Source organism: Pseudomonas sp. GW822-FHT07A10 (genome assembly GCF_058798795.1).
On the sequence record NZ_JBXAKV010000011.1, the window covers coordinates 150,697 to 162,468 of the forward strand.

The window sequence follows — 11,772 nt, forward strand, 5'->3', positions numbered from 1 at the left end:
AAATTGATTGTTCTTATACAGCTATCCGCACAAGAACAATCAATACGTACAAGTAATGATCAGCTTGGGTGCTGGCAGGCCACTTTCAGCACATCGCTACAGGTCAGCACAACGCTCTACCCTACGTTCAGATCTTTCAATTTCACCGAATAACGTGGCGTCGAGAGCTCCAACTCAATACCCGGTCATCTCCAGATACCCCTGCCCCCCATGACTGCCGCTCAGCCGCACCGGCCCTTCCCAGTAAGGAATGCGCAAGTCCATCCAGGCCTTGGGGTTGAGGGCGTCGATAGTAATTTCGAGGTGCTTGCCCGGGATGTTGATCGACCAGCGCACAGGCATCGAACGCCCGGCGACCTTGGCGGTATCTTGCGGTGTGAGGCGAATGTCGTCGGCGTGCAGCAACTGCGTCTGCCCCTGAGCGTCGATCCAGGTGCCGGTGAGGTATGGCGCGCCGTCCTTTTGCCGCATGCGGTAGAGCATCACTTGCTCACCGCTGTCCAGGTGCAGGGAGAACCAGTCCCAACCGGTCTGGTTGGCGGTCAGCGGTTGGCTGCTCCACTCTCGGTCGAGCCAGGCCGGGCCGTTGACCGTGTAGGTTTTGCCGTCGATTTCGAGGGTGCCGCTGGCCTGGAAAAAAGGCTGGCTGTAGTAGTACGAAGCCTGGCCTTGTTCGGATTTCTGGCTGAAGCCTTTGTCTCCTTGAAGCACCAGTGGCCGGGTTGAGGTCAGTCGCAGCTGGTAGCTGAACGTTTTGTCGCGGGCGCTGAGTTGCAGGTCTGCCAGCGGGTTTTCGTCGGTGGCCTGACTGCTGAAACGCCAGTCATCGATCCATGCATTGAACGGCTTAAGGATCACTCCGGCCTGGCCGACACCGCCTCGGGCATAGCGTTCGGCAGCATGGTGTGCGGTGGCGGATGTCACGGCCGCGTGGCCCAGCCAGATAGTCTGATTGGCCCAGCCAAGTTGCTCGGGCGTCGCTTTCAAGGCGCTGCGAAACAGCGTCCATTGCGCGCCGAACTCGCGCCCCTGATCGTCCTTGAGGTTGGCGGTGACGTACCACCATTCAATGCGAAAGCCATCGTGGGCGCCGTGGTCCGCCGGGAAACTGAATTCTCGCCCGGGCACCACCGGGGTAAATGCGGTGGCCTGATGGCCGAGGCCGGCGAAGCCTTTTTCCGGCGCAGGCGTGTTGTCGCAGCCGCTCAGCAACGCCAGTAACAACACGCCGACTTTAATCTTCATGAGCAAACGTCCTCAGCAGATCCGCCGGTTGCGTGCGATACAGCGAGTACAACGGCCACGCCGACGCGAGCAACGTGGCGAGCAAGGCCAGGCCCATCAACTGCAACAGTTGCAGTGGAAACACCCGTAGCGGCAAGCGCCAGCCGAAGGCCTGCACGTTGATCACCGCGTCCAGGCACCACGCCAATGCGATGCCCAACGGCAATGCCAGCACCAATGTCAGCACCGCGAGCAACCAGGTCTGCCCGAGGTTGAGCAGCATCAACTGTCGCCGCGTCACGCCCAGCGCCCACAAGGGCGCGAGTTGTCCGAGGCGACTCTGGCTCTGGGTCAGCAGGCTGATGAACAGCGCCACGCCCGCGACGCAAAGCGTCAGGCTGTTGAGTGCGGCGGTGGCGGCGAAGGTGCGCTCGAACACTTGCGTGGACCAGCCCTTGAGCCGGGCCTGGTCGACGATGCGGCTGTCGTCCAGGGCGAAGCGCGCTTGCAGCGCGGCCAGGAACGCGGGAATCGACGCGGGCTCGATGCGCAGGTTGAAACGGCTGGGTGTCAGCTGCGGCCAGCCGCGCAGCAGGTGATTGATGTTGACCAGCAGATGGCCCTTGGGATTGCCGTAGTCGGCGTAGATCCCAACGATCCGTGGCGACCATGGACCGTTGGGCGTGGCAATGGTCAAGTGATCACCCAGGCGTACCTTCAACCGCCGGGCCAGTTGTTCGCTGAGCATCAGTGCGTCATCCTTGGCCAGTCGTTCCCAAGGGTCGTCGCCCAAGGCTTCCAGCAACGGCCAGTGCTGGCGATAGGTCGGGTGATCGATCACGCCGAAGACTTCCGCCGGCCAGCCCTGTAACTGAATCGACACTTGCCAGTTGGGTAGCACCGCGCTGACTTGGGGTTGTTGTTTGAGCCATGTGTAAAGCTCTCGGGCCTGGGCCGGATTTTGCGGATTGACATACAACTCGGCGGTCAGGCGTTGTTCGAGCCAGTTGTTGAAGGTCTGGCGGAAACCGGCGGTCATGCTGCCGGCGCCGATGTTCGCCGCCAGCGCCAATAACAGCGCCATCAAGGCCAGGCTCAGGGCCGGCAACTGCTGACGGCAGTCGGCGACGAACCATTGGCCGAGCACCGAGCGACTGCGCCGCAGCACCCGGTTGAGCACGCTGTTCAACACCACCGGCAAGGCCAGTGCGGCGCCGATCAACAACGCGGCCATCAGCACGAAACCACTGCTCAGGCTGTCGCCGAACATCAACGCCAACACCGCGATCAACGCAGCCATCGCCGCGACCCAGCCCTGGCGCCGCAACCAGCGCGCGTGGGCCTGATGCCAGGCTTGCGGATCGGCCAGCGCCAGCAGCGGCAAACGCGCTGCGCGCAGCAAACTGTTGGCGCCTGCCAGCAACGCGCCGAGCAAGCTCAGACCGATGCCGCTGAACCACCACAGCGGGCTGAGGCTCAACTGTCCCGGCACTTCGGCGCCGTACAAGCCGCGCAAACTGGCGGCGACGTCCGGCAACAGCACGCCAGCCAGCAGGTAGCCGCTGAGCACACCGGCGACACCACCGATCAACGCCAGACCACCCAGCTCGACGGCGAGGCCGGCAATCAACATTCGCGCACTGACGCCACAGGCGCGCAGGGTTCTGAGCAAACCTCGACGTTGCTCCAGCGCCAGGCCGATCGCCGCGTGCACGATGAACAGGCCAACCACGAACGACAGAAAGCCCAAGGCATCGAGGTTCAGATGGAAGCTCTCGGTCAGGCGCGCAAGATTGTTTTCTTCGCCGCTGCTGATGAGCTGGAGTTGGCCCTTGAACTGATCAGGCAGGGTCGCGGTGAAATCCTTGGGCAGCAACAGACGTGACAGTTGATCGGGCAATTGCAGAATCTGCTGGGCGAAGCCGATGTCCACCAGCAACACACCGGGGGCCATGTCGGGTTGGGCACGCAGTGGCGGCAAGGCGATGCCGCTCTCGGCCGTCGGTGTTTCACCTTCGTGCAAGCCCAACGCCTGCAAGGTCTGCGGCGAGATCCAGGTGCTGCCCGGCGCCGTAAAGAACTCGACGACCTGCTCGATCGGCAACGCCTGCCCGGCCACTGCGGAACCGGCCGGCAACGACACCGGTTCGATACCCATCAGCTGCAAGCGCTGGTCTTCATGGCCCTTGAGCGTCACCCGGCCTCGCAACACGGGCGATACCGGCCAACCCGCGCGACGCAGGTCGATAAACAATTGCTGAGGGAACACCCCACCGCCGGGCGCACTGAGGCTGGCTTGAGGTTCGCCACCGATCAACTGACTGGCCCGCGCGTAGCTTTCCCGTGCCTGACTGTTCAGCGCTTGCACGCCGGTCAGCAGGCTGGTGGCGAGCCAGAGCCCGGTCAGCACACTGAAAAATTGCACCGGATGTTGCCGCCAATGGCTGAGCAGCGCCCGCAATGTCTCGCGAAAAACCCGCACTTCAGCGCTCGTCCGCGCCAGCCAGACGGCCATTATGCAGCACCACTTTTTCCGCCAGCCGCGCGGCGACTCTGGGGCTGTGGGTGACCATCAACAACGTCGTCGGGCTGTCGTCGAGCAACTCCAGCAGCAACTTCAACACCTCATCGCTGGTGGCTTCATCGAGGCTGCCGGTGGGTTCGTCGGCCAGCAGCAGTTTCGGTTGCGAGGCCAGCGCCCTGCCAAGCGCAACTCGTTGCTGTTGCCCGCCAGACAGTTGTTCCGGATAGCGCTGCAACAGATCCACCAACCCAAGACGCTGCACCAGATGCGCTTGCCAGCGCGGATCGTGGCGCCCGGCCAGACGCGCCTGAAATGCCAGATTGTCCTCGACCCGCAAACTGCCGATCAGGTTGAACTGCTGAAACACCAGGCCGATTTCGGTGCGCCGCCAGTGGGCCAATTGGCCTTCGTTCATCTGTTCCAGCCGATGCTCGCCGCTGCGAATGCTGCCGCGATCGACCTTGTCCAGGCCGGCGATCAGGTGCAGCAAGGTGCTTTTGCCACTGCCCGACTCGCCCATCAACGCCAGGCTGCTGCCGGGTTTCAACGTGAGGTCGACGCCTTGTAATACCGGCAAAGGGCCTTGGGGGGTGGCGTAGCTTTTGAAGACGCCCTGGACCGAAAGCATGAGAGGAGGCTCGTTGAAGGCAGTGGGCCTAGGATAGCGGACGGCAGCAGGACCGCGTTATCGTTTATCGCGAGCCTGCTCGCGATAAGGCCAGGTCATCTCATCAAAATCTCACTCCCCCACCGCCACACTCGGCACCACTGGCCCCGGCGTCACAATGCTCTTCAGATCGATGTACTTCCACGCAGGCACAGCGCCGAGCCGCGCATTGAAGCGATAGTTGAAAGTGAAATCATCCGCCGTCGACACGCTCAACGGTTTGCCATACACCGCCTCGACCCCCGCCAGGTCATAGCCCATCAACTGCAACAACGTCGGGAAGATGTTGTAGTGACTGGAGCGGTCCTTGTTGGCCGGCAACTGCGCCTGCCAGTCCATCGTCTTCAAATCGCTGCCCGAGATCACCACCAACGGCACCAACCCTTCTTCCTCCACCGGGTCACTGCCACAGTGAGTGTTGAGCCCCGGGTTACCGCGTTCATGCAGATCCTGCCCATGGTCCGAGGTGTAGATCAGCAACGCATTGCGTAAATCCGCCTGGGTGAAAACCCGTGAGAAGAACTCGCCGACATTCCACAGCACCGTGTTTTTGTAGGCATTGCGGTACAGCACCCAATCATCCGGCTGACCGTTGAAGCCATCGCGTTTACCGGAGTCCGCCACCTCGACAAACTGCCCCCGAGGCAAGGTCGGGCGGTAGGCCATAAACGCGTCTGGGTATTTGTCGTGCACGGGAAAATGCGCGCCGACCTTGTTGATCACCACCAGCTCCGGTATGCCGTCGTTGAGCAGGTCGATCAGCTTGGCCGCCGCAGCCATGTCGCGCTCACGCACGCTGGTCTGGTCGAATTGCACGAACTCGTCGATGTCCTGCTTCTCGGCATTGCTCATCAGGTTCTGCAAGTTGCCGCCCGTGCGCTGGGCATCGATGTAAACCGTGCGCAGCCCGGCCTTTTTCGCGTACTGCCAGATCGACGGCAGCGTGGTGTTGATCCGCATGTAATCGCCACGGGTGCCGCCATAGCGCAACGTGACGTTGGTGTCGGCGCTGCAATTGGCGATGGACGCGGCGTAGCCGTAATTGAAGATGTCCACGCCCGGGTGCGCTTCCTTGAGGTTGCTGTGCACACCGAATGGCGTGTTGATGTCCAGGTAATTACCGGAAATGCTCTCGTCGATGATCAGTACGATGTCGTAACCCACCGGCCGATCGATGCGCGCCAGGCTCACCGGCTCGCGCGGGCCGACGGTGTTGTGCAGCGCTTCGTAGGTAAACAGATTCAGATAGGCCAACGGTGTGTACATGATCGGCAAGCCACGGGCGCCCTCGCCGGCCCGCACGAACAACACGACACTGAGCAGCAGCACGCCGAGCACCGGTGCCGCCACCAACAGCGGTCCCGGCAATGGTAGCCGTCGACGCGGCTTGAGCCCGATACCCAACAGCAGCAACAAGCCACTGACCGTCGCACTGATGATCGCATCGCGGTACTGGTAAGCCGCTTCCTGAATGAACCCACCGGAATACACCAGCGACACAAAACTGCTGTAGGTCAGGTAACTGGCGGTCACGTGCGTATACACGTCAAAGAAAATCGCCGAGCCAAACAGCGCCAACGCAAACAAATGACGGACCAGTGTCTGACGAATATAGGCGGTCATGAACAGCGCGATCGTCAGCACCACGAACATCCCGCCATACAGCAACATCGGCAAACCGATGCCCAATGCCTCGAGACGATCGAGGTAATAGTCGTAGCTTTTGAGTAAATACAGAACCAGCAACAGTTCCTTGAAGTATCGGATCATGGTGGATGCAGTACCTCCATGGCTGCCATTGGCAAATGGAAACCAATGATTATCAGCCATTTTCTGACACTAGCACCGAGCCATGAAAGCGCAAGAAATGCCGGTTTTTTGCCAAAAGCGTCAAAAAAACATTAACTCAAATCTGACGCTTCAAAACGCCTGTAACCCTTGTAATACAAGCCTTTCGACCGTTTATCGTTTTCTTGAAACCCCTCAAAACCACGACAAATCCAGCAACGGCAAGCACTTGATACCAAATAGCCCATGAAATCAGGGTTTCCAGCCCGCGCTACCCGTCATTTTGCTGACACGCTTTCCCAAGGCTGGGCTATACCCCTTTTGACAGTCTCATTTCAGTTACATCCACCGTCTTACGAGGCACGCCAATATGGACGTGAACGTATTGGGTACGTGTTGCGTCGGCCTCATCCAAGCTGCGGCATTGGCAGCTCCAGAGGCGCCACGATCATGAAGATACTCGTCACTGGAGCCGCCGGCTTCATTGGTGCCCATTGTGTGTTGCGGCTGTTGAGCGACGGGCATCAGGTGTGCGGGCTGGACAACTTCAATGACTACTACGACCCGCAACTCAAACATGACCGCGTGGATTGGGTACGCGAGCAGGTCGGCGATTTCCCCCTCGCGAAAGTCGACCTGGCCGATGCCGAGGCCCTCGACGCACTGTTTGAGTGTGAACAACCGCAAGTGGTGATTCACCTCGCGGCCCAGGCCGGGGTGCGTTACTCCCTGGAAAATCCTCGGGCCTACCTCGACAGCAATCTGAGCGGGTTCCTCAACATTCTCGAAAGCTGCCGTCACCACCCGGTCAGGCACTTGATCTATGCCTCGTCCAGTTCGGTGTACGGCGCCAACCAGCACACGCCTTATTCGGTCAAGGACAACGTCGACCATCCGTTGTCGCTGTACGCCGCGACCAAAAAAGCCAACGAGTCGATGGCCCACAGCTACAGCCATCTGTTCGGCATTCCCTGCACCGGTTTGCGTTTTTTCACTGTGTACGGGCCCTGGGGCCGGCCCGACATGTCGCCGATCCAGTTCGCCCGGGCGATTGCCGAAGGGCAGCCGCTGAAGCTGTTCAACTACGGCCAGCACCAGCGGGACTTCACCTACATCGACGACATCATCGAGAGCATCGCCCGCCTGGTCGAACGCGCGCCCCAGCCGGCACCGGACTGGAACCGCGAGCAACCGGACCCGGCCAGCAGCATGGCGCCATGGCGCATTTACAACATTGGCGGACAGCAGCCGGTAGCGCTCAAGGACTACCTGGCACTGCTGGAAAAGCACCTGGGGCAAAAGGCCCTCGTCGAGTTACTGCCCCTGCAACCGGGCGACGTGCTCAACACCTGCGCCGATACCAGCGATCTGGCACTGGCCACCGGTTTCCAGCCACGGATAGAGCTGGATGAAGGACTCGGACGATTCATCGCCTGGTTCCGTGACTACTACCCACTGCGTAGCGCCCACTCGCCATTCATGGCCGGGCTTTAGCGGAGGACTCTATGACTGGACATGAAAAAGGCATGTTGCTCGATCACATGCAGCATGATAACCGCCTGGATCCCGAGCACCGGATGCGCCTCGACAAGGCGATCCACGTGCAGGGTCACGGCTGGGTGACCGGCCGCAACGGCGGTCGGCCCTGGACCCTGTCGCGCACCAATCGGGTGCTCGCCTGCCTCGGTGCACTGGTGATTTTACTGTTGATTTCCCCGGTACTGCTGGGGCTGGCACTGGCGATCAAGTTCAGCAGCCCGGGGCCGGTGATGTTCGTGCAGAAGCGCACCGGTTATCGCGGCCGCATGTTCGGCATGTACAAGTTCCGCACCATGGTGGCCAACGCCGAGGAGCTCAAGGAGTCCCTGCGGCATCTGAACAAGCACGGCGCCGACGCCATCGACTTCAAGATCGACAACGACCCGCGGATTACCCCCATCGGCAGCTTCCTGCGGCGCAGCAGCCTCGATGAATTACCCAACCTGATCAATGTGGTGAGCGGCGACATGCGCCTGGTAGGTCCACGACCCACCTCGTTCAATGCCCGTCGTTACAAGGACAGCCACCTTGCACGCCTGAGCATCTACCCCGGCATGACCGGTCTGTGGCAGATCTCCGGGCGCAGCAATATCGACTTCGACCAGCGCGTTGAGTTGGACCTCACGTACATCGCCGAGCAGAGCCTGTTGCTTGATCTGAAGATTCTGTTGAAAACCCCCTTCATCGTGTTCAACGGCCACGGAGCGAGTTAAATGGACGGTTCATCGAATAACAGCCTGACCATCGCCAGCCCGAGCGAGTCCAACCTGACCTCGACCGTGCTCGACCTGGATCTGCGGATCCTTTTTCTGACCGCTGCCAACGCAGGCACGGGCACCACCACCAGTGCCCTGGCGCTGGCCAGCCAACTGGCGTCAATGAGCAACGGCCAAGTGCTGCTGGTGGACGCCAGTCAGTCGACGGGCAATCTCACGCAACAGCTGGGGCTGAGCAAAGAGCGCGGCTTTCGCGACCTGCTGTTCAACGATTCCCCGCCGCTGCTGCAGGACTGCCTGGTGACCGTCTCCAGCCTGCCCTTCCACATCCTGCCGAACGGGCGGCACATCCGCGGTACCGAGCACCTGACCAGCGAACAGCTGATCCCGTTGCTCGAACAGTTGGTCGATCGGTATCGCTTCGTGGTGATCGACGGCGATGCGGTGTATGAGGCCGTCGACACCCTGGTCATCAGCACTTTGGTGGACGGCGTGATCATGGTGGTGCGTGCGGAAGACACCCGCTGGGAAGTGGCCCAGGCCGCGGCCCAACGCCTGACCCAGGCCGGCGCGAAACTGGTGGGCAGCGTCTTCAACCGGCGCAAGTACTACATGCCCAAATGGCTCTACAAAAACCTGTAAGCACCCACCTGAAGGATGAAGTCATGAATGCCAAAGTGCTTGTCCTGCTGTTGCTACCGCTTGCAGGTTGCTCCAGCACCAGTGAAACCCAAAACATGCCGGTGCAGATCCTCACGGCCGAGCCGGCCAACGCCCAGGCCACCGATATGCCCAAGGTCGAACAGACCTTGCGGCCCAAGGACGTGCTGGACGTGATCTTCCACGTCAGCACCAGTGGCTCGGAGGCTTACCGCATTCAGCCCGGCGACCAGGTCGCGCTGAACTTCACTGCGGCCAGCCAGCTCAACGGCACGCAACTGGTGCTGCCCGATGGCACCATCGAACTGCCGGGGGCCAACACCTCGGTGAAAATCGGTGGGATGACCTCGGTCCAGGCCCGGGAGGAAATCCAGCGCGCCTATAACCGCAAAGCCCTGTTCCAGCCCAATCGCAACCAGTTGACCGTGCTGGTCACCAGCCCGCTGAGCAACGAGCAAAACCTCAAGAGCGCCCTGAACCACCCCGCTACCGGCATGAGCCGGGAGATCACCGTGGGCAACGACGGCTATGCAAGTTTTCCGGAAATCGGCTCCGTGCCGCTGCAAGGCATGACCGTGAACCAACTGGAAACGTTCCTCAATCAACGTTATGCGCAATTGCCGGGACGGATGACCGTCGACGTCATGCTCAAATCCACGTCGGGCAATGAAATCTATGTGCTGGGTGAAGTCGCGCAGCCGGGCTCCTATCCGATTCGCCGCCCGGTTTCAGTGCTCGAAGCGTTGACCCTGGCCCGTGGCACCAACGTCAAGGCGCGCCTCGATTCAGTGGTGATCATGCGCCGCAACGGCAACCAGGTGCAGGCTGTGCACTACGACGTGGAGAAAGCCTTGTCCGGTGACGCGTCGCAGATTGCTTACCTGCAACCGGACGACATGCTCTACGTGCCCAAGACCAAACTGGCCAGTGCCGGTGAGCTCGCGCGGCAACTGGCCGATGTGGTGTTGTTTCAGGGGGTGGGCTTCACCTTCGGCTACCGCGTCGACAACAAAGGCAGCAACAACTAACTCTCAGGTGACCGACTATGAACCCAAAGGAAAACTACCTGCATGAGTTCTTCAGGATCTTCTTCGCCAACAAGCGGCTGGTGAAGCGAATCTTCCTGATCTTTGCAGTGATCGCCCTGCTCCTGCCACTGGTGCTGAAACAGAGCTTCGATATCACCGCGCAGGTGCTCGTGCAGTCCAAAAAACTCTCTCAGGGAGACGCCACCACATCCCTGACCCAAGGCGACGCCTCTTTCATTCCGCCATCGCTGGCGGATATGGAAACCGAGAGCAATATCCTGCGCTCTCCGGCCCTGATCCGTCAGACCATCAGTGACCTGCAGGCCAAAGGCGAATACACGCCCAACCCCGGGGCCTTCAACAAATTGGTGACCGTACCGATCCAGCGTTTCGTGACCAACCCCTTGCGTGAATACGTGATCAACCCGGTGCGCGGCGCGCTCGGGCTTGCAATCGATCCGGTGCGGGACACCACCCTGGATACCTTCACCCAGGAGGCCATCGATAACCTGAAGATCGACACCCTGCCCGGCTCCAACGTGATCTCCATTATCTACAGCTCAAGCGATCCGGCCCAAGGCACCCGGTTTGTCGCAACGATGTTGCAAAACTACCTGGCCAGCCGTCAGGAACTGCAATCGATCGATCTGCCACAGAGCTTCTACGAAACCAAGAAGAAGCAGTATCAGGTGCGGCTCGATGGCCTGGAAGGTACTCGACTGGCGTTGCTCGAAAAGATCGGTGCGTCCGATCCGAAGGAAGAAATCACCTTCCGCCTCAACGCCATCAACACCGAGGAAGAGAACCTGAACCAGTATCAGGATCGCTTGCTGCAAAGCCAGCGCTGGCTCGACTACCTGAAAACCGCGCTGGCGGCGGCCAACAATACCTCTCGGCTCAACGACTACACCTTCCCCTTCACCTTCACCACCACGGTGGACAACATTGCCTTCGAAGACCGGGAGATCCGGCAGATCGGTGAGGCACTGACGACTCAAGTCAGTCGCTACATGAACGACCTGGCGGTGTTCCAGCCGGGCAGCGAACCGATGCTGCTGGCCCGCGAGCAAATTACCCGCACCCGCCAGCAGTTCCTGAAAATCGTCAGCAACCGGATTCAGGAGCGCACCAGCGACCTGGCCATTGTCACCTCGGTGATCAACCAGAAAACCGCGCGCATCGCCGAGTTCAAGAACCGCATCCACCAGTTGCAAGTGGCGCAGAGCAAGTTGCAGCAGATGGATACCGAGATCAATGCCTTGCACGCGGCGTTCTCCACCTATGCCCAGCGCTTTGCCGAAAGCAGCACCGCCCGCGCGCTGGACAGCGATTTGTCCAACGCCCGGGTGCTCAGCCCGCCGTTCGAACCGACCGAGGTGGCGTTTCCCAAACCGCTGCTGATCATTCCATTCGGGATGCTGACCGGACTGCTGCTGGCGATTGCCTTCGTCTACGTGCGTGAGTTCTTCGATCACAGCTTCAAACATCCAGCGCAAATCACCCATGAACTGGGCTTGCCGGTGCTGTTGGTGATCAACGATCAGGACGTCCTGCCGAACAACCCGCACAAGAACTGGACCGTGCCTAGCTTCATGTATTGGGTGCGCCATTGAACGGGCCGCTCAA

9 protein-coding genes are annotated in these 11,772 nt (G+C 60.5%); 5 read left to right on the plus strand and 4 right to left on the minus strand.

Annotated elements, in window-relative coordinates; translation table 11 throughout:
• Nucleotides 1-174: 174 nt before the first annotated feature.
• The 4 genes from AC1RL4_RS19470 to AC1RL4_RS19485 form a co-directional block, all read right to left on the minus strand.
• On the minus strand, nucleotides 175-1,245 hold the full coding sequence (locus AC1RL4_RS19470) for a lipocalin-like domain-containing protein (protein WP_028941312.1): 1,071 nt from the start codon (nucleotides 1,243-1,245) through the stop codon (nucleotides 175-177).
• Nucleotides 1,235-3,706 carry an ABC transporter permease gene (locus tag AC1RL4_RS19475; RefSeq protein ID WP_230175511.1) on the minus strand — a complete coding sequence of 824 codons (2,472 nt, stop codon included), beginning with the start codon at nucleotides 3,704-3,706 and terminating at the stop codon, nucleotides 1,235-1,237. The genes AC1RL4_RS19470 and AC1RL4_RS19475 overlap by 11 nt, the downstream gene beginning before the upstream one ends.
• Before the next feature lies 1 nt (nucleotide 3,707).
• Nucleotides 3,708-4,376: an ABC transporter ATP-binding protein gene (locus tag AC1RL4_RS19480; protein ID WP_018925581.1), complete on the minus strand. Its 669-nt coding sequence runs from the start codon at nucleotides 4,374-4,376 to the stop codon at nucleotides 3,708-3,710.
• Between the two features lie 111 nt (nucleotides 4,377-4,487).
• Nucleotides 4,488-6,185, minus strand: a complete 1,698-nt coding sequence (locus AC1RL4_RS19485) for a sulfatase-like hydrolase/transferase (protein WP_230175498.1) — start codon at nucleotides 6,183-6,185, stop codon at nucleotides 4,488-4,490.
• 468 nt (nucleotides 6,186-6,653) lie between these two features.
• Between AC1RL4_RS19485 and AC1RL4_RS19490 the strand changes: the two genes are divergently transcribed.
• Genes AC1RL4_RS19490 through AC1RL4_RS19510 form a run of 5 tightly spaced genes read left to right on the plus strand, consistent with a single transcriptional unit; the run spans nucleotide 6,654 to nucleotide 11,759 of the window.
• Nucleotides 6,654-7,697, plus strand: a complete 1,044-nt coding sequence (locus AC1RL4_RS19490) for an NAD-dependent epimerase (protein ID WP_028941308.1) — start codon at nucleotides 6,654-6,656, stop codon at nucleotides 7,695-7,697.
• An 11-nt stretch (nucleotides 7,698-7,708) separates the two neighbouring features.
• Nucleotides 7,709-8,455 carry a sugar transferase gene (locus tag AC1RL4_RS19495; protein WP_026331782.1) on the plus strand — a complete coding sequence of 249 codons (747 nt, stop codon included), beginning with the start codon at nucleotides 7,709-7,711 and terminating at the stop codon, nucleotides 8,453-8,455.
• The gene (locus tag AC1RL4_RS19500; protein WP_019580133.1) at nucleotides 8,456-9,100 is read left to right on the plus strand and encodes a CpsD/CapB family tyrosine-protein kinase; all 645 of its coding nucleotides are present in this window, start codon (nucleotides 8,456-8,458) and stop codon (nucleotides 9,098-9,100) included. It begins immediately after the preceding gene.
• A gap of 23 nt (nucleotides 9,101-9,123) precedes the next feature.
• Complete coding sequence (locus tag AC1RL4_RS19505; RefSeq protein WP_019580132.1) at nucleotides 9,124-10,146, plus strand: polysaccharide biosynthesis/export family protein; 1,023 nt, start codon at nucleotides 9,124-9,126, stop codon at nucleotides 10,144-10,146.
• A 17-nt stretch (nucleotides 10,147-10,163) separates the two neighbouring features.
• Complete coding sequence (locus AC1RL4_RS19510) at nucleotides 10,164-11,759, plus strand: GumC family protein (RefSeq protein WP_028941306.1); 1,596 nt, start codon at nucleotides 10,164-10,166, stop codon at nucleotides 11,757-11,759.
• The last annotated feature ends 13 nt before the right edge of the window (nucleotides 11,760-11,772 follow it).

Coding starts and splice junctions, on each gene's coding strand:
- AC1RL4_RS19470 (WP_028941312.1), bottom strand. CDS start 1,245: ATGAAGATTAAAGTCGGCGTGTTGTTACTGGCGTTGCTGAGCGGCTGC.
- AC1RL4_RS19480 (WP_018925581.1), bottom strand. CDS start 4,376: ATGCTTTCGGTCCAGGGCGTCTTCAAAAGCTACGCCACCCCCCAAGGC.
- AC1RL4_RS19485 (WP_230175498.1), bottom strand. CDS start 6,185: ATGATCCGATACTTCAAGGAACTGTTGCTGGTTCTGTATTTACTCAAA.
- AC1RL4_RS19490 (WP_028941308.1), top strand. CDS start 6,654: ATGAAGATACTCGTCACTGGAGCCGCCGGCTTCATTGGTGCCCATTGT.
- AC1RL4_RS19495 (WP_026331782.1), top strand. CDS start 7,709: ATGACTGGACATGAAAAAGGCATGTTGCTCGATCACATGCAGCATGAT.
- AC1RL4_RS19500 (WP_019580133.1), top strand. CDS start 8,456: ATGGACGGTTCATCGAATAACAGCCTGACCATCGCCAGCCCGAGCGAG.
- AC1RL4_RS19505 (WP_019580132.1), top strand. CDS start 9,124: ATGAATGCCAAAGTGCTTGTCCTGCTGTTGCTACCGCTTGCAGGTTGC.
- AC1RL4_RS19510 (WP_028941306.1), top strand. CDS start 10,164: ATGAACCCAAAGGAAAACTACCTGCATGAGTTCTTCAGGATCTTCTTC.